Origin of the sequence: Microcoleus sp. PH2017_34_RAT_O_A (assembly GCF_020737885.1) — a bacterium.
GTDB lineage: Bacteria > Cyanobacteriota > Cyanobacteriia > Cyanobacteriales > Microcoleaceae > Microcoleus.
Genome location: NZ_JAEQDD010000106.1, coordinates 1 through 18,708, shown reverse-complemented (window position 1 = coordinate 18,708; position 18,708 = coordinate 1). Strand labels below are relative to the sequence as shown.

Here is an 18,708-nt window from a genome sequence, read left to right as displayed (position 1 = left end):
TAGATACTGTCTTGAGCTGTCAAGGGGTAGCAAGTAAATAATTGGGATCGAAAGGCTTTTGGGACTTTAAAATCCCAAAAGCCAAATGCACCAACTTCCTCATAAGCGCACCAATTACCTGCATTTTGACCTTACCACGACCCAATAATCGCTCAGTCATGGCTTTGAGGAAAGGATTACAACGCATCGCCACCACCGCAGGCATATATAATGCCTTTCGCAGTCGGACATTTCCCGTACAAGATAAACGAGTTTTGCCATGTACAGAAGTTCCTGAGCTACGCTCACAGGGAGTTAAACCTGCATAGGCTGCCAGTTGACGAGCATTCTTATAATCTTCAATCCGACCAACGTCTGTTCTCCAATACCTGGAATCGAAGTCAACAGCTCGCGCTGCTGTTTTAAATGCGGATGTTGGTCAAAATGATCGCTAATCATTTTTTTGATTTCTGCTTGTTGTTCTTTGATGTATTCCAAATGAGCTCTCGTAAGTTTAGCTACAGTTTCTGTAGCTGTTTCCAAACGATTCTCTTCCTGTTGATACATCTGAGTCAAAGATTCTAGTCGTCGCAGTAAAGCTTGTAATTCCTTGACTTCCAACGGGGTTGGTGTCCACAAAGACGGTTTCATCGCCGCACAAAAACGAGCAATCAGTGCCGCATCTACAGAGTCAGTTTTAGTTCTCAGAAGTTCGCTTTTAGCAAACCCTTTAATACGCGCCGGATTAACAATGCTAACCTGAAAGCCATTCCCATATAGGAATTCGGCTAAGGCTTCACGCCAAAATGCTAGTGGCTTCCATGCAGGCATGAAGTTCAACAACACTTTGTTTTTGAAGCCAGTTATGCAAACTCTCAAACCCTTGAATATTGTTCGTAAACTTTTTGGGTTTAGTTGCACGACCTTCTTTCAGTAATGAGACGTGAAAGTCTCTTTTACTGATGTCTATACCTAAGACTGTTGATGTCATTGTTTGCTCCAGATGTACTCCGATTTTATGAAAGAACCGACAGGCAATTGAATACTAACCTTGTAAATGCAGGCTTTCCCGGGCGATGCCGAGAGCCTAAGATACTGTCCAGCTTTAGGTGCGCCTGTCATCAGTAATGGGAGCTTATCTACGCAACAGACTTATGCAGTCTAAGGGGCGGGCCAACTTCACCGATTTCTGATGTCCTTGAACAACACTTTCTGCTGAAACTGGCATCTTATTCAGAAACTTTTCTAGTTTCTTTAGATTTACCTGATTGTCGGCTTGATCGCCCACTTGTCGGCTCGATCGCCTGATTGTCGGTACGATCGCCTGATGATCGGTACGATCGCCTGATGGTCGGCTCGATCGCCTGATTGTCGGCTCGATCGACTGAAAGTCTGTACGATCGCCTGATTATCGGTATGATTGAATCAATGACGTGGCGATCGACTGACTGACTCTTTTAAGATACAAGGGGCGGGTTCACCCACCATATATGAAACCCACAAATAATCTCATAAACCCGCCCCATCCCCGCGATTATTTACATCAACATTTTACAAATAAATTTATGGTACATTTTTATTGTTGGTGGGGGAGGGCGGGTTTATGAAATTGTTGATTTTTATCGTAAATTGTTGGTGAACCCGCCCCTACAAATTCGTCTGGAAACGATTAATCTAATTAATGTCTCAGCAGCCGCAAACCACTCAATGTCACTAAAACTGTAGACCCTTCATGACCGATGACGCCGATCGGCATTGTGATATTTCCGAGAAAATTAGCAGCCAATAACAGTATAATACAACTGAGTGCAAAAATAATGTTTTGCTTGACTACATTTTGAGCGCGACGCCCCAAACTAATTGCTCGATCAAGTTGTTCTAACTTATCCGCCATTAATACGATGTCAGCAGTTTCTAAAGCCACATCGCTACCGGAAATCCCCATCGCAATTCCCACGGAAGCCTGGGCGAGGGCGGGGGCGTCGTTGATGCCGTCTCCTACCATTGCGACGGTTTGATACTGGGTTTGCAACTTTTTAATTAGGTGCACTTTGTCTTCTGGCAAAAGTTCGGCGTACACTTCATTGATGCCTAATTGGCGGGCGATATATTCAGCGGTTTGCTGGTTGTCGCCTGTCAGCATTATGATATGTTCTACGCCTAATTTTTGCAAGCGTTTTATCGTGGCTGCTGCTTCCGGGCGGACTGTATCTGCTACTGCAATGATACCTAAAAGTTCATCCTCCTTTGCCACCCAAACAACCGTTTTTCCTTCCCCTTGCAACTGATGACTTACTTCTGTCAACTCAGCAGTTGCTCCGACAAAACTGGCTTTACCAATAGTAATGGTTTGATTGTTAACTTTACCGACAATTCCTTGACCGATTTTTGCTTGTACGTCGATCGCACTTGACAACGGTAACTGTTGCTGATTTGCGGCTTGGACAATTGCTTGGCCGATCGCGTGTTCGGAATGAGCTTCCAGAGCCGCAGCCAATTGCAGAACTTCTGTTTCAGTATATCCGGTTGCTGGTACAATTTGGATAACTTGCGGTTTTCCGGTGGTGAGGGTTCCAGTTTTGTCAAAGGCGATCGCCCGAACTTGACCTATTATCTCTAATTGCGCGCCACTTTTAAACAAAATCCCCTGTCTCGCGCCGTTAGCAATCCCCGACAGCAGCGCCGGCATAATCGAAGCCATCAGCGCACAGGGAGAAGCGACTACTAGGAAAATCAGCGCCCGATAGATGGTGTCTTCCCAATTCCAGCCCAAAACAAAGGGCGGCAAAGTTGCTAGCAGCAAGCCTAAACCGACAATTAATTTAGCATAACCGCGCTCGAACTTTTCGACAAACTGCTGAGAAGGCGGCGCTTCTGTTTGCGCTTGTTGCACCAGCCGAATCACTCGCTGAATCAAACTGCTTTCTGGACTTTTGTGCACTTCCAATTGTAACGCGCCGGCACCGTTAATCGTACCTGCATAAACTTCATCGCCGGCGGTTTTTTCCACGGGCATCGATTCGCCGGTAATTGAGGCTTGATTCAGGCTGCTGTAGCCTTCGATAATTATTGCATCTGTGGGGATGATTTCTCCGGGCTTGACTAAAATACGATCGCCAATTGCCAATTTGTCGATCGCAATTTCCCTTTCCCCATCGTACATTAGCACCCGCGCAGTATCCGCAGTCAAGCTCATCAAACTGCGAATACTCCGTTCAGTCCGCTGCATAGCATAACCTTCTAGCGCGCCGCTAATTGCAAAGATTAAAATTAAAACAGCACCATCCACAATTAAATGATATTCTCGCCGCCACAGCCCCAAACCGGCCGCGCCCAAAGCAGCCACAATCATCAACAAATCTACATCTAATTCATGTTCTTCAAACAGCGTAGTCAACCCTTCGCGGGTGCTGGAATAGCCGCCGATAACGTAAGCAGCGGGCAATATTAACACCGCTAAGCCCAGCCAACCGACTTGTAGGGCGATCGAACCCAAAATTACTAGAATTCCGCACAGGGCGGCAGTCACAGCATCGGGATGTTCTTGGGCGAGGCGCGAGAGGCGAGAGATGGGGAGGGAATTGGGAGTCATGGGATTTTAGATTTTGGATTTTAGATTTTGGATTGAAGAATTAAGCCCGTGGTTGAATCCAGGGGCTGGTTGTCAGGATGCGGAACTTTTATGTGTTTCCGCAGCCTCTACCGGGTGTCTCGAACAAAATTGCTTTCGGTTATGGGAGAAATTTGATTTGGTAGAATGACTCCTGCATCGTAAACCTTGACATTAGTGTCAATGTCAAGAGTAAAACTAAAATAAATTAAGCATCGGCGGTTCGGAGATGCGATGGTTCAACTCGCTACTCCGAAAGCCCGCCAGGGGTTGAAAACCCCTTTCTCAAAGCAAAAGTCGTCTCAAAGACGACTGAAGTTTGCTGAAAATGGCATCTAATTTTGCAGTCGGTTTTAACCGACTTCTGCTATGAGACGGGGAATTGATTCACTCCTAGGATTGCGGGTAAATGCGATAGTCAGATATACAATCCACTCTGAAAAGCTACCAACACACATCCGCGTACATCCCCGTACATCCGCCCCTATCTGCGGTTAAAAAATCATAAAATCCCGTACAACAATATGCAGCAACAATATCTAACAATCAAACAACTTACAGACGCAGTAAAAGGCACAATTACGCCTCGGATGGTGCGGCACTATCACGCTTTGGGGCTGCTATCTCCGGCCGTGCGATCGACTTCTAACTACAGACTGTACACCCGCAGCGACGTGCAAAGACTCCAAAGAATCGTCGCACTCAAGCAGCAAGGCTTTCAACTGTCTCACATCCGCAAACTCTTAGAAACAGACGCGGAGGCTTCCCCAGACGCGGTGATGGCGACTCTCCAACGGCAATATCTGTCGGTAATTCAGCAGATTGTGCGCCTCCGAGAAACGGCCTCAGCCCTCGAAGGATTGCTGGGGCGGGATCTTTCGTGTCAAGCGGTGCAAGCGGGCGCACTGGCTCAATTGAGGCTGTTGGAGGCGGAAACTGAGGGTGGATTGGGACAGTTGGAACAACTTTGGGATGCTTGGGATGCGGGGGCCCACACTCACCCGGAGGCGTTTGGGGAGTCGTTGCAGCATTTGTTGCCGGATTTGACCGATCGCTCGGAAATTGAGGTAGACTTGCTGTCAAAACTGGTGTTAGCATCGGGTGATTGTTCGCTGCTGCCGTTTGTGAAGTTAAGCGAAACGGCGATTAAATCTGCCCGGGAAGCTTTGAAAAATCGGTGTCAAATTGTGGCTGACGTGCCGCCTGTTTTTGCCGCTTTGGATAACACAAGATTGGCGCATTTGGGAACAAGTATTACAACTTTAATTGACGATCCGCACATCAATGCTGCGGCGGAAGCGGAACAGGAATTCTGGCACGAGCGCGAGTGGTTTGAAAAGTTGTTGAAACTGGAAAAAGGCTGTATATTGGTAGTAGGATATGCGCCGTCTGTGCTGATGGCGGTTTGTGAGGCGATCGCGATCGGGCAACTGCAACCGGCTTTGGTCATTGGAATGCCGATCGGCTTCAGTCATTCTCCGGTGGCGAAACGTCGGTTAGTGCGATCGGGCGTTCCTTATATTACGACGGTGGGGACTTTTGGCGGCGGATTGTTGGCGGCGGTTGCTTTGAATGCTTTGGTTGAGTCTTTGATTGAAAAGCCGAATTGTCACTGTCATCTTAAGTGAAAAGATGCAATTATCTGAAACTTTCCTGGACTCACCTGGCGCAAGATAAAAATGAATTATTAGGTACGTAGTTGCGCTTGGGCGCTCTTACTTATATATTGAAAGAGCGCCCAAGCGCAACAACATACCTTAAGCACACACCGTAGCTTTCTGTCAGTCCGTTATTCAATACATTACCTTCGATCGCGATCGCAACTAAGAGTGCAAAAAAACAAATTGAAGCTATAAATCAAATCACCACTTGCCCAACGCGCCCCAAACAGCACCCGAAATTACCCCCCAAATCGCCCCCAAACCAGCCCCGACGATCGCACCTACGACAGGGGCCAACTGCACCGACACCCCACCGCCCAGAGTCGGAAATATCGCACAAACCCCCGCCCCCAACACCGCACCTGCAAAAGTCGCCAAAAAACTCCCCCAAATCGCACCCAAAGCCGCACCCCGAATTCCCGAAGGCTGAAACGACACCGGCAGCTTCGGCGCAAACCCGCAAACACCCAACAAACTCCCAGAAACTAAACCTCCAATCGCACCCACACCCGCCGCCACAATTGCCACACCCAGCAACAAACCCCCAAACTCGATCGTCGGGCGCATCTGCCCGTTATATTGCTGCCAAACCACTAACCCAGCCCCTAGCAAAACACCAGCCAAAGTCCCCAAAAACGCTCCCCAAACCGCCCCCAAGAATGCTCCCCGCCGGCCCCACACCCTCCCCACCGGCAGTGCCAGAGGAGGCGAAAAAGCCGCCCAAATACAGCCCCAGACAGTACCAATCCCCGCGCCCGACAAAATCCCTTGCCCGATCGCCCGATTATCACTAATCGCCCCAAACACCACACCGCTGATCGCAGCCAAAAAGAAAGCCCCCCAGAGAGTCCCCAGCAAAACTCCCCCCCACTTCCGCCAAATCTGGTTCGGCGACAAAGTAAAAATGCCCCACATCATCCCAAAAAAACTGCCCCAAATCGAACCGACAAAAATTGCCCCCAAAATCGCGCCGCCGCCCTCCGCGATCGCCGAAAAAATCCCCGCCACCGCCGCCAAACACAAAGTACCCCAAACACCACCCCAAGCAGCATCCTGAACAATCCGCTCAAACTTGCTAGGGGGAATCTGAGGCGCCGGAGTCCGACTCCGAGAAGGAATCGGTAGCATCGGCATTTGATAGTTGCCCAGTTGGCGCGGCAGCCCCGTCGAGGGCTGTTGTCGGCGCACTGCGGTCTCCCTCACGACGGGTGGTGGTTGGGGCTTTTTACGCTTGGTTTTGGCGGGCTGCAAGTGCAATCCGTTGCTGACTGCCTGCCGCGAAGGAAACGGATCGCGACCTTTGAGGAGTTTTGCCCGATCGCACCAAGGGCACCGACTCAGATGATTTCCGTATTTGTGCTGAGTGTTTTTGCTGCAAGTAAGTAGAGAATCTTCCGCTTCCCGAATCGCATTCACCCAAGTTTTCGCATCCGGGCGCGCCGACGGATTCCGGTGCCCTTCCTCAAAACAGCGGATAAACATCTGTCGCAGCCGGGGATGCAGCATCTCGAAAGATGGCGCTGCGGGCATCGGGCGGTAGGGTATCCGCTTGGTACCGCTGGGGAAATGGCCCGATCGAATTCTCGCCTCCAAAGACGGCGGTTCGTCGCTACCGAGATACACTCCCGAAAACGGGTGCGTACCTTCCATTAACAATTGAAAAATTAATACCCCCAAACCGAACAAATCGTGCTCTGGGGCTCGATCGATATCGCGGAAAGTCTGGCCCTGCAATTCCGGCGGAGTAAACTCGGGTTTCCCCACGGGACACCGATAAACGTAACCTGTATAAGGATCGCGCACTTGAAACGAATCCGTGTCTACCAGCGTTACCAAAGCCGTATCCGTGACAAGAATATTTGACTCGTTGACATCGCCGATGACGTAACCCCTGACGTGGAGGGCATTTACCGCCGAGGCAAGGTTTCTGGCGGTGCGGTGGAGGTAAAGATAGTTAAATAGGGGTTTTTGTTCGCGCCTGGTTTTGGGAGTGTAGAAAGTGTGTACCGGCAGCACTTTCTTGACGCGCGGCATCACAAAACCGACGATTTTTTCGCGCCCGCCGACAGTATGCAGCAAATCGAGAGGCCAAGCAATTGAGGCGTGTCCCGGTTCCGCGATCGGCGCATCCGGTGGCATACTGAACATGACTGTGAGTTTGTCGCCGTCTTCGTCTGTCGGTTTGTGGTAGATTTTTGCTACCAGGGACGAGTCTTTGGCGATCGGGTAGATGCGACCTTGACCGCCACTGGCGATCGCGCTGTTGGTGTCGATCGCAATCAGTTGTCCGCTAAATTGGCGTTGCAACTGCATAGAATTCCGTTAGGGGATAGAGGATTAGTCATCAGTTGACAGTTGACAGTTGACAGTTGACAGTTAACAGCTATCTTTTCCGTCGATAGAAGAGGATTGGAGTGTTGACAGTTGACAGCTACCCATAGCCGTCGATAGAAGAGGATTTGATTTCCCCCTAAACGGGAAGGCTTCAGCCCCAATTTTCATGCGTGAATTTTAGATCTGAGATTTTAGATTGAAGAAAGCGACCCCACTGATAAACCGATAATTCTATTTTATTGTGGGATGGGCATCATGCCCGTCCTGAAAAACTCAGCAACAGGCAAGATGCCTGTTCCACCATAGTTCAATTTTGCAATTGTGGTTACAGTCGATCGGGCTCTATTCCCATGTCTCGGAGTCTTAATTCTAAGGCTTGCGATCGCGATCGTTCTTGTTCCAGCAGCATTTCTGCCTGTTCGGCCCGCGCCTCGGCTTGCTGTCGCAGTCGATCGAGTTCCACAAAATTCATAAACGGTTCTTGGTTAGCCCCGAACATTTCGAGTCCTGTTTGAGATAATTGAAACCGCACTCCCAGTCTCGGACTGATCCAGCCGTCCATTTGTTCGATCGCTTCAAATTGTGACTCAACCTGCAACCATCCTGTCAGTTCTAAAGTTTGCGGGTTGTACAAATAGTATTCTTCCACACCGTAGCGTTCGTAAAATTGAAATTTTTGAATCATCGGAGTCAGACGATTTCCCGGCGACCAAATTTCAAAGGCGACTTGCGGTGCAATATTACCTTCGTTCCACTGTTGGTAAGAACCTCGATATCCTTTGGGGATGCCAAAAACTGCCATCACATCTGGCGCTTGGCATAGTTTATTATTTCCTTCCACCGGATACCACAGCAAGTCACCCGCTACAAAAACATTCTGGTCATTTGCAAACAGCAATTCTAAGTTTTCTTTAATCCAAACAATTAATCGAAACTGATCTGTATTGTTTGACATCGGTTCGCCGTTATCGTCTGGGTAGATGACATTTGATTTTTCGGGAGATTGCAGTTGTGTAACCATTGCTGTTTTCCCATTCTTTTTAATGAGTTGATTTTAGTTTAACCGATAAAATTGGGTCTGAAGCCTCCCCGTTTAGGGGGAAATCAAAGAAAATGATTCATTGCTCCAATCCTCTTCTATCCACACAAGAGGTAGCTGTCAACTGTCAACTGTCAACTGTCAACTGATGAACCGATCGCCTGTTTCGTCTTCCAGTTCGTCAACTGCGGTTTTGATAAAGTTATCCACCAGCCAGTCGCGAGTACGCGAGAAATTGCTCTCCAATTCCAGGTAATGACTGCCTAATTTTGCCTTAAAGTCTTTGGGAAAAATCTCTTTGGCGGCTAACAGATTTTTCCAGCGGGTTAACTGGCTGCTGTTGCATTCGGGAAAGCGGTTGTACAAATAGTCGATCGCGATCGCCTCTAGAATGTCCGCACCCAAGATTTCCCGCCGTTTTAGCTCGTTTAAGAGCGTACTTTTCGACTGCTGAGTTAGATCTAAGTGTTCGCCCATCGTTCCTTCGATCGACTGCTGGATCAGCCAGTTACCCGCACGCAAAAAATCGCGATCGAATTCCAAGTAAATCGCCCCCGACAAAGCCTCAAAAATCTGGGCTAAAAATTTATTGTACTCGCTTTGTTCTGTTGCTTTCCCGCTGGCGGCTCCCCGACAGAGTTCGTTCAATTTCAGATTTTCGGCAAATTCCGAGAGTTTTTGACTGTCTGCTAAACGAGCTTTTAAGGTTGAAATCGCATCGCAGTCGAGTTCGGGATATTCGCGGTACAGGTAATCGGTAACAACAGCACCGAAAATCGCTCCGCCTAAGAGTGAAAGCCGTTTTTGCTTCACATCTTCCCCAGCCGGAGACTCCTCCGGGCGATCGCAGCGGCTGCTCAAGGCCGTTTCCAGCAGTTCGGTTTGCCCAAAGTCCGAAATGCCGATCGCTACTTTGACTGCTTCAATATCTACCTGTTTAAATTTTATCTGCTCTAATTCTTCTTCACATTTTGCCCACTTTTCCAACCAATCACCGCCAGCATTTTCCACATACAAATCAACAAAATCCACCCCGTGGTGCATCCAATCATCCTGCATTTTTCGGGCAGATTCTAGTTCTTCAAAGACTTTTTGTAAATTGCTTTCAACGGTGCTTGTACCTTTTACTGTCATAGTATTGATTTTGATGTAATTTGATTTTATTCCAACAATTTCAGCGCACTTCAATCTAATCTCAATTCAATTTATACCCAGTTGCTAGTTATTTTACCTGAAAGAATTGGTTTAAAGCCCCAAGCCCGATCGGGAGGAATTAAGAGAAGACTATTCATTACTCCAATCCTCTTCCTTATGATTGTCAAATGCCCTCAAGCGGTCAACTGTCAATTGTCAACTGAATGAATAGATTGATTGTTTCGGTAAATTTTCCCATTTCTCAGCCAAGAATTCCGGAGAACCTCTATCTTTCACAGGCAGCCATCGGGCCGTGCACCTTACGGCTATTGATTGCTGCGGTAAATCTTCCCGTTGCTGGGCCAGGAATTACGCAGAACCTCTATCTTTTGTAGGGTGCGAATTACACACCTTACCGCTATTGATTGCTGCCGTAAATCTTCTCGTTGTTTAGCATTCGTATCAATTACCTGTTTCCGCACTTTGCCATATCCCCCCGGGAAACAGAGAATGGGAGGAAAAATCTTGGCGTAGCCTTCGGGCCCAATGGAAGCGGGCTGATGATTAAGTTGGTGGCATTGTCTAAAATTCTGCAATATGCGAGTTATTCAAAATTTCTTGTTCACCGAATTTTGAGCAGTCGAACTATTCTCAGCAGCAGATCGGGTGAATTTATGGGAATTTGAGGTAGCGACCTGCGGGCAAATTATCACTATTATATAATGCAATGTTAACTAACTGGTTCAGGAAATTTGCATCTTTTGTATCATAACTTAAAAATAGTCCTCTGTCAATCCCCCAACCTCGAAGAGTTTGTTGCCAATTTTCATATTTTTGTTGAGAAAATTCATCAGAAAGAGTAGTGACTTGAATGCACAGGGGCTGCTGTTGGCGGTTGCTGACGATCGAATCGGTAGCCATAGAAAGATCTGCTACATAGCGATACAAAACACTGCCTTGGCGTTCGACTATCCGGGCGGCGATCGCACGAATGACGCGATCGTCAGCCGGATCGAATTTACCCGCCTTGAGTTTTTGTTTCCAGATGTAAAATTTGCGATCGTTTTCACTCAGCCATTTAGGAAATAGATAGCCGTACCAATACCTTTCGCCCGGAGTCATTGACTCAAACGCCGTTTCTCGATCTCTTTCCGAAGATAGGGATTGAAGCGCCAGCCAAACCTGAGAATCTCGCATAAGCTGTAGCAAAAAAGCCAGCACAAATTTCTTAGCAGTTAGCGAACCGGGTTTGACATCTTTCACCCAGCGATTGATTTCATCCAATCTTCTCGCCAAACTCGGATCTATAAGATCTGCTTCGCTAATTAGGGAGTTGAGCTTATCCTTAATCTCTTGTGCTTGCAAGTGACGACCTACTGTACAGATTAAACCAGAATTGTTGACACCTCGATTTTATTATAGAAGCGCACCAAATTTTCGCCGCTCATTCATTTGAAGCGATTAGACTTGTTGCCAAATTCAGAATCGGGAATTTTTTACCGCAGATAAATGCCGATTGACGCAGATGGATGTTGGCTTTTTCAATATGTTTATTTTTAATTGTCCTGTGCCTCCGAACTCGAAAAAGTTGCTAACAATAATGTTAAGTCATCATCGGTGCGATCGCACACGCGGGGCGATCGCAAAAACGACTCTAATTGCTCTTTGGCATCCGCATCTTCCTTCGCCGTGCCCGAAAACCGAAACAAAGGTGCAAAAAACGGCCCGTGGGGCGTACCTTCCGGGATTTTGAGAGCGAGCATTTGCAAGCCGTCGGAAAACACAGCCAAGTGCCGCAGGGGTTCCCGCATTACCTGAAATTGCGCTGTTTCGATCGCATTTGGCGAAATCAAAAATATGGTTTCATTGATATATTCACCGCAGGGTGGTATTGTCAGGGCGATCGCATTTCCCGCACTATCGCCCGCCACCGCCGCACCATCGCCAATTTGAGCAACCGCGATCAATTCCGGCGTAGCCACAACCGCAATTAAAGTGCAAGCTAAATCCCTCGCCGCCACTTCCCGGGTTGCAGCTTCCGCTTCCACAGCCGCCCGCGCAACTTGCAGGGATGCTGTGAAAAATACCTGCCATTCCTCGTCACTTTCAGGCTGCAAATCCTGTTGACAAATCGTTTCCACAACCGCTTCCACAGCAATTTTTGCCCCCACTTCTGCCAGTGCAGCCGAACCCGCGCCGTCAGCTACCGCTGCTACCAAAACACCGTTAGACAAGACGCGCCAACAGTGGGCATCTTGACAGGGTTGCGATCGTTTTTCGTGGCTCGTACCAGTCACCGATGCGGCTACAACTTGCCAATTAAATAATGAATTATCCATTAATAACTCTTGTATTCAAAACTTCGTAAATTCAAAACTATGGAAATTTATTGGGAGCATCTCATTGTTGTAAAAAGCATTTTTATGTAGTAGTGCGAGCGTCCCCGCTCGCTTCTATAACCAAGCGAGCGTCCCCGCTCGCTTCTATAACCAAGCGATCGTCCCCGCTCGCTTCTATAACCAAGCGAGCGGGGACGCTCGCACTTTTAAAGCAAAATTGAGATTCTCCCAATTCATTGTAAGCACTTCGCACCTTACCAATGACTGATGCAAACTGCCAACTGCAAACTGCCAACTGACTAAACAGTTCCCCATCCGGGCGGTGGAAGTGCGACTTGTTCGTCAATTTTTGAGTGAGAAACTCTCTGCATACTAGCCGACAGCCAAATGAACATCTCTCGAAAGTCTAATCCTTTCAATTTTACAGGAGTGCGATCGACAATTTCCGCGAGACGGGAGATATTCGCACCTTCCACACCGACTGCAAAAAAAGCCACGCGCTTGTTAGTTTCTTCCTCTTTGATCCGCTGTGCTGCGATTTCCACAACATCGTCCGATTCGCCTTGAGGTTCGCCGTCGGTAATCATAAATACCCACGGGCGGTAATAGGTAATGCCGTTGTTGCGGTATTCGGATTTGCGGGCTGCAATGGTGTCTAGTGCTAGCTGAATGCCGGCGCCCATGTGGGTTTGTCCTTGGGCTGTCAGCAGCGGTGTCTCGAACTGATCGGCGGTCACGAAGTCTTGCACGACTTTGATATTATTGTCAAAGGAAATAATTGCGACTTCGACTCGCTTTTTAGCTAGTTCATCTTTAATTAAGTCATTCCTAAAAACTTCCAGCCCCTCATTCAAAGCGTCTATGGGTGCGCCTTGCATGGAGCCGGAGGTGTCCAGCAGGAGGACGCAGGGACACCGTGGCTCTGGGTTTTCGGCAAATTCTACGGCTTCGTCTAGTCTCATGGTTCAGGATTGACCTTGGAGTGGCTCGGTTTTTAGCATTGTCACTTTACTGTATCAAGTCAGTAACATATTTAAATGCAACTTGCTAGGGCGATCGCATTTTACCATTTTCGTGAAATATCAGCGTCAAATATTTAGTGTCAAATATCAGAAGGGTGATTCACGCTCCCGATAGCTTCGCTTCACGATCTTTTGTTCGTCCCCGCTCATCCGCCTTCATCTGCGGTCAAAAAAACAAATTCATTCTTGTCTGTGCTAGTATAGACTAATAGTATTCCTGCAAAATAAGGATATCTTATGATTGCAACAGTCACAGAAAAGTTGACCTTTGACCAATTTCTTGTAGAATGTCCCGAAGATGGACTCTATGAACTGGTAAATGGAGAAATTGTCGAAATAATTTCAACCCGAAATCATATTGATGTTGCCGGCTACATCCGTGACTCTTTTTACGCTCAAATCAAAAATCTGAGCTTAAATTATGTAGTGACAAGCCAAACAGCTATCAGAACTGTAAATAAAGCTGGAGTAGAACAAGGGCGGAGACCCGATGTCAGTGTAATCGATCGCGATTTGTGGCGATATGACCGCTCGGCTTATGCTGCCTTGCGCGAACCAATTCAGTTGGCGGTGGAGGTAACATCAATGAATTGGAATGTCGATTATATTCACAAATTTGATGAGTATCAGCGTCTCGGAATTTCAGAATATTGGGTTGTGGATTATTTGGGAATTGCTAGCTCAAAATTCATCGGAAAGCCGAAAGTTGCGACTGTATTTGTCCACCTTTTGGATGCAGACGGTAATTATCAAACAACTACGTTTAAGGGCAGCGATCGAATTGTGTCTCGGACTTTTCCAGAATTAACGCTGACAGCCGAACAGGTGATGAATGTTTAAATTAGGTTAATGGAGCTAACTGGGTTATTATATATAAAAAATCACTAAAAACATGAAATCTATTTCCGAACAAAAAGCTGTTAGTCCTTGGAACTACAAACCTTGGTGGTGTCAGCCTTGGTCGATTCTTTTGACAGGGACAAGTTTGATTTCTGGGAGTTGGTTTTTGTTAAAAACTGTTTGGATAACAGTTTTAGTCGCGATTCCTTTATTGACTTGGATGGGATTTTTCTTGTTGGTTTGGCCGAGGTTGATGCTGTCTAGCGGTGCTTTGGATTCTCATTCAGATTAGGTTTTGGGCGGTGCGTAGATAGATTTCATAACTTACGCCACTTTCAAAAGTATGTTGTTGCGCTTGAGCGCTCTTTTCTATAATAAATAAAAGAGCGCTGAAGCGCAACTACGTACCTATACCGTGTTGCGCTTCAGCGCTCTTTTTTGTCTTATATAAAAGAGCGCTGAAGCGCAACTACGTACCTATACCGTAAATTTACAGCAATGTATGCAGTGCCTACCCTACAATAACTCTACACTTGCGGGTAATAGTCTTGAATTGCTTTCACTTCCATCGGATGCGATTTGAGCGATCGAATTCCCGATGCTGTCGCCTTAGCACCGGCTATTGTGGTAATAATTGGGATTTTGTAAGTCAAAGCTGTGCGACGGATAAAGATGCCGTCAGCGCGGGATTCTTCGCCGGAAGGTGTGGTAATAATTAGTTGGATTTTCTCATTCTTGATCGAATCCAACAAATTTGGCCGCCCTTCGTGCAGCTTCAATTCCAAATCTACGTCTAAACCTTGCTCTCGCAAAACTTTGCGCGTACCGTGGGTTGCGACTATTTTGAAACCCAATTCCAAGAATTCCTTGATTACTGGTACTACTGCTAGTTTATCGCGATCGCGCATCGAAACCAACACAGTTCCAGACTGCGGCATCACTTGGCCAGCACCGAGTTGAGCTTTGGCGAAGGCTTTGCCGAAATCTGTGTCAATTCCCATGACTTCGCCAGTCGATCGCATTTCCGGCCCTAACAATGTATCAGTTCCTGGGAATTTAGCAAACGGTAGCACGGCTTCTTTCACGGAAACGTGAATTGGTATAATCTCTTTAGTAAAACCTAAAGCTTCCAGAGTTTGGCCAGACATGACTCGCGATGCCATTTTGGCTAGGGGAACTCCAATTGCTTTGGATACGAAAGGTACTGTACGAGAAGCGCGCGGGTTAGCTTCCAAAATGAAAACCTGTTCGCCTTGTACCGCAAATTGAATGTTCATCAACCCGATGACTTTCAAGGCTTTGGCTAATTCTATTGTCTGGCGGCGGATTGTGACTAAGGCTGCGTCGGAAAGCGTTTGGTAAGGGATGGAACAAGCCGAGTCGCCGGAGTGGATGCCCGCTTCTTCGATGTGCTCCATAATACCACCGATGGTGACATTGCCAGTCGCATCGGCGATCGCATCTACATCAACCTCGATCGCATTTTCCAAGAACTTGTCAATTAAAATCGGATGATCTGGTTCTACGTGTACTGCATAAGTCATGTAGCGTTCCAATTCCGCATCGGAATAAACAATTTCCATCCCTCGCCCGCCCAACACGTAACTCGGCCGCACAACTACTGGATAACCGATCCGTTGAGCTACTATTAAGGAATCCTGAAAACTACGGGCCAAACCGTTAGCAGCTTGCTGAATATCCAATTCCCGCAGAATCTTTTCAAATCTTTCCCTGTCTTCTGCCGCATCAATAGAATCCGGGGAAGTTCCCCAGATTTTTGTTTGTACGTCGGGGTGATTTTCGAGAGCTTTTTGCAAAGGAATCGCCAATTTCAGCGGCGTTTGTCCGCCAAATTGAATGATTACTCCCTCCGGATTTTCCGCCTCGATGATGTTGAGAACATCTTCTTTGGTTAGCGGTTCAAAATACAGGCGATCGCTCGTATCGTAGTCTGTCGAAACCGTCTCCGGGTTCGAGTTGACCATAATTGTCTCAAACCCATCTTCCCCGAGGGAATAGGAAGCGTGACAGCAACAGTAATCAAACTCAATCCCCTGTCCGATCCGGTTTGGGCCGCCACCTAAAATCATGACTTTGCGCTTAGTAGAAGGCAAAACTTCCGACTCCGGCGCCAGACTGTGGCCGACAGGCGAAATCTTCTTTTCTTCATCGCCCAATTCCCAAATTGCTGCTCCAGCTTCGTAGGTGGAATAGTAATATGGTGTAAAGGCTTCAAACTCGGCCGCGCAGGTATCGACTGTTTTGTAAATCGGGATGACGCCTAACTGTTTGCGGTAGGCGCGGACTTCATCTTCCGATGTTTTTGTAGCGTAAGCAATTTGGCGATCGCTAAATCCCAACTGCTTTATTTCAAACATTGTGTCTTTTGTCAACTGTTTGAGTGCAGTTCGTTTCAAAAACTTCTCGGCTTCCAGCAATTCCTGCATTTTATCCAAAAACCAGGGGTCAATTGCTGTGAGTTCAAAGATGTCTTCCACGGACATTCCCATCATCATCGCGTGGCGGACTGTAAAAATGCGATCGGGATTTGGCGTTCGCAATCCGGCGCGAATTTGTTCCAAACTCGGCAACTTTTCCGGTTTGTCGCATCCGAAACCTGCGCGGCCAGTTTCCAATCCCCGCAGTGCTTTTTGGAAAGATTCGTTGAAGCTGCGCCCGATCGCCATTACCTCTCCTACTGACTTCATTTGCGTTGTCAGAGTCGGTTCGGAACCGGGGAACTTTTCAAAGGCAAATCGGGGAATCTTCGTCACCACATAGTCAATTGTCGGTTCAAAAGACGCGGGAGTTTTCTTGGTAATATCGTTGGAAATTTCGTCTAGGGTGTAACCTACTGCTAATTTTGCCGCCATTTTGGCGATCGGGAAACCTGTTGCTTTCGAGGCCAAGGCGGAGGAACGGGAAACCCGGGGATTCATTTCAATTACAATGAAATCGCCGTTGACTGGATTGACTGCAAATTGAATGTTAGAACCACCTGTTTCTACTCCAATTTCGCGGATAATTTTAACCGAAGCATCGCGCAGGCGCTGATATTCTTTGTCTGTCAGAGTTTGGGCTGGTGCGACGGTAATCGAATCGCCCGTGTGCACGCCCATCGGGTCAAGATTCTCGATCGAACAAATAATCACTACATTATCTGCCAAATCCCGCATCACTTCCAGTTCGTACTCTTTCCAACCGATCAAAGATTGTTCGATCAAAATTTGCGATACCGGACTAGCATCAACACCGCCTTGGGCCATTTCTTCAAACTCTTCTTGATTGTAAGAAATCCCGCCTCCCGTGCCGCCCATTGTAAAAGCCGGACGGATAATTAACGGATAAGTACCGATTTGGTGGCCGATTGCTTTGGCCTCGTCGAGATTGTTAGCAATTCCCGAAGGGCAAACTGCCACACCAATTCGTGCCATCGCTTCCTTAAATAACAGCCGATCTTCGGCCATTTCAATTGCTGGTAATTTAGCGCCAATTAACTCTACATTGTACTTTTCCAGAACACCATTTTTAGCAACGGCAACGGCTAAATTTAGTGCTGTTTGACCGCCCATAGTCGGTAAAATTGCTTGAGGTCTTTCTTTAGCGATGATTTGTTCGAGGATGGCCGGCGTTAGGGGTTCGATGTAAATGCGATCGGCAGTTTCCGGATCGGTCATAATCGTTGCAGGGTTGGAATTCACCAGCACTACTTCGTAACCTTCTTCTCGCAAAGCTTTGCAAGCTTGTGTCCCCGAATAGTCGAACTCGCACGCTTGGCCGATAACAATTGGGCCGGAACCAATCAGGAGAATCTTTTTTAAGTCTTGGCGGCGGGGCATAGGTTCGTAATTGGTAATTGGACAGGATTGATGATAAATTTGATATTTTGCATCATTCTGAGAAACAGGCTCTCTGAGCTGTTCCACCAAAAGCTTACTCAAAACAGTGCAAGTTTTGTTGTTAATTTGAAATTGTGCACCATTATCAGCATTTTGGAAGCGGAACCTCGCGACTCCGGCTGACAGGCGCCGCCAGCGAAGGAGAAATATTGATGGGGAAAGGGCGCAGTCGATCGCTAAATCCAGACTATTTTAAGTGTTGCGGTCAAATCGTGCTGTAATATACACAATCTTGGTCTGGCGCGCGATCGTGGTAGGGACACGGCACTACCCAAGGAGTGTCAACTTAACGTCAAACCCGCAGTCCGATAGTCCGGCAGGGGCTGAAACCCCTGCATCAAAGCGAAAGTCCTCTCAAAGAGGACTCAAGAACTCATTAGTCCTTTTTGAGAGGACTGTCTTCTATTAGCCAGGGACTTGAGTCCCTGGCGGGCTGGCGGGTGGGCGGCAGGAATCTGGCGGGCTAACGGCTTAAGTTGATACCAATGGGTACTACCGTCTCCTGACTGTGGGAAACGGGTAAAATCCACCGGATGGGATGATGAAATTGCCCTCTAAACCGGCCAAGGATGTGACAATCGTACATCCAGCCGTGCAGGGGCGGTAGATGGAGGGAGGACACCGCACCCTGCCGTTTCCCTACCCGCAAACATCGATCGCCCGCTAAGGATGTGACAATCTAAGTTAGCACCCATCTCTCCCCCTCTCCCCCTCTCCCCCTCTCCAACCTACTAGATGAGGGAATGTGCCGAGTATTGTAAAACTTCATTCAGTTTGTAAGCATAAGTAATCAAGCATGGTATTATGTGGTCAGGAGGTTGAGAATGCAGCTAACAGAACGTCACATCATT

General features: G+C 47.5%; 15 protein-coding genes. 3 read left to right on the top strand and 12 right to left on the bottom strand.

Annotated elements, in window-relative coordinates; all coding sequences use genetic code 11:
* Nucleotides 1–19 precede the first annotated feature (19 nt).
* The 4 genes from JGK11_RS32955 to JGK11_RS27635 all read right to left on the bottom strand — a co-directional run bounded on the left by JGK11_RS32955 (nt 20) and on the right by JGK11_RS27635 (nt 3,571).
* Nucleotides 20–316 carry a transposase gene (locus JGK11_RS32955; protein ID WP_366054075.1) on the bottom strand — a complete coding sequence of 99 codons (297 nt, stop codon included), beginning with the start codon at nt 314–316 and terminating at the stop codon, nt 20–22.
* Nucleotides 295–810, bottom strand: coding sequence for a transposase (locus tag JGK11_RS27645; RefSeq protein WP_293213723.1), 516 nt, complete (start codon nt 808–810; stop codon nt 295–297). Before JGK11_RS27645 ends, JGK11_RS32955 begins: the two co-directional genes overlap by 22 nt.
* Nucleotides 776–970, bottom strand: a complete 195-nt coding sequence (locus JGK11_RS27640) for a transposase (protein ID WP_293187246.1) — start codon at nt 968–970, stop codon at nt 776–778. The genes JGK11_RS27645 and JGK11_RS27640 overlap by 35 nt, the downstream gene beginning before the upstream one ends.
* 687 nt (nt 971–1,657) lie before the next feature.
* Nucleotides 1,658–3,571: a heavy metal translocating P-type ATPase gene (locus tag JGK11_RS27635; protein WP_293213720.1), complete on the bottom strand. Its 1,914-nt coding sequence runs from the start codon at nt 3,569–3,571 to the stop codon at nt 1,658–1,660.
* Between the two features lie 542 nt (nt 3,572–4,113).
* On the opposite strand from JGK11_RS27635, the gene JGK11_RS27630 reads away from it, so the two are divergent.
* Nucleotides 4,114–5,217: a precorrin-8X methylmutase gene (locus JGK11_RS27630; RefSeq protein WP_293213718.1), complete on the top strand. Its 1,104-nt coding sequence runs from the start codon at nt 4,114–4,116 to the stop codon at nt 5,215–5,217.
* Between the two features lie 234 nt (nt 5,218–5,451).
* On the opposite strand, the gene JGK11_RS27625 is transcribed toward JGK11_RS27630, so the two are convergent.
* From JGK11_RS27625 to JGK11_RS27600, 6 genes are all read right to left on the bottom strand, one after another.
* Nucleotides 5,452–7,563: a DNA-binding protein gene (locus tag JGK11_RS27625; RefSeq protein ID WP_293193438.1), complete on the bottom strand. Its 2,112-nt coding sequence runs from the start codon at nt 7,561–7,563 to the stop codon at nt 5,452–5,454.
* A 346-nt stretch (nt 7,564–7,909) separates the two neighbouring features.
* Nucleotides 7,910–8,605 carry a Uma2 family endonuclease gene (locus JGK11_RS27620; RefSeq protein WP_293186262.1) on the bottom strand — a complete coding sequence of 232 codons (696 nt, stop codon included), beginning with the start codon at nt 8,603–8,605 and terminating at the stop codon, nt 7,910–7,912.
* A gap of 159 nt (nt 8,606–8,764) precedes the next feature.
* Entirely contained in the window at nt 8,765–9,757 is a 993-nt protein-coding gene (locus tag JGK11_RS27615) for a ribonuclease III domain-containing protein (RefSeq protein ID WP_293186264.1), read from the bottom strand.
* A gap of 672 nt (nt 9,758–10,429) precedes the next feature.
* A complete protein-coding gene (locus JGK11_RS27610; RefSeq protein ID WP_293186266.1) occupies nt 10,430–11,122 on the bottom strand; it encodes a hypothetical protein in 693 nt (230 codons plus the stop codon).
* Between the two features lie 191 nt (nt 11,123–11,313).
* A complete protein-coding gene (locus tag JGK11_RS27605; RefSeq protein WP_293186267.1) occupies nt 11,314–12,096 on the bottom strand; it encodes a PP2C family serine/threonine-protein phosphatase in 783 nt (260 codons plus the stop codon).
* Between the two features lie 299 nt (nt 12,097–12,395).
* Nucleotides 12,396–13,058 carry a VWA domain-containing protein gene (locus tag JGK11_RS27600; RefSeq protein WP_293186269.1) on the bottom strand — a complete coding sequence of 221 codons (663 nt, stop codon included), beginning with the start codon at nt 13,056–13,058 and terminating at the stop codon, nt 12,396–12,398.
* A 297-nt stretch (nt 13,059–13,355) separates the two neighbouring features.
* Here JGK11_RS27600 and JGK11_RS27595 point away from each other — a divergent pair, with 297 nt between their 5' ends.
* Together JGK11_RS27595 and JGK11_RS27590 are read left to right on the top strand one after the other, a co-directional pair.
* Nucleotides 13,356–13,958 carry a Uma2 family endonuclease gene (locus JGK11_RS27595; protein ID WP_293207923.1) on the top strand — a complete coding sequence of 201 codons (603 nt, stop codon included), beginning with the start codon at nt 13,356–13,358 and terminating at the stop codon, nt 13,956–13,958.
* Nucleotides 13,959–14,010: 52 nt separating this feature from the next.
* Nucleotides 14,011–14,250: a DUF6737 family protein gene (locus JGK11_RS27590; protein WP_293207920.1), complete on the top strand. Its 240-nt coding sequence runs from the start codon at nt 14,011–14,013 to the stop codon at nt 14,248–14,250.
* 235 nt (nt 14,251–14,485) lie between these two features.
* Here JGK11_RS27590 and carB read toward each other — a convergent pair whose 3' ends face one another.
* Together carB and JGK11_RS27580 are read right to left on the bottom strand one after the other, a co-directional pair.
* The gene (carB, locus tag JGK11_RS27585) at nt 14,486–17,797 is read right to left on the bottom strand and encodes a carbamoyl-phosphate synthase large subunit (RefSeq protein WP_293186274.1); all 3,312 of its coding nucleotides are present in this window, start codon (nt 17,795–17,797) and stop codon (nt 14,486–14,488) included.
* Between the two features lie 614 nt (nt 17,798–18,411).
* On the bottom strand, nt 18,412–18,552 hold the full coding sequence (locus tag JGK11_RS27580) for a hypothetical protein (RefSeq protein ID WP_293186273.1): 141 nt from the start codon (nt 18,550–18,552) through the stop codon (nt 18,412–18,414).
* Nucleotides 18,553–18,708 lie beyond the last annotated feature (156 nt).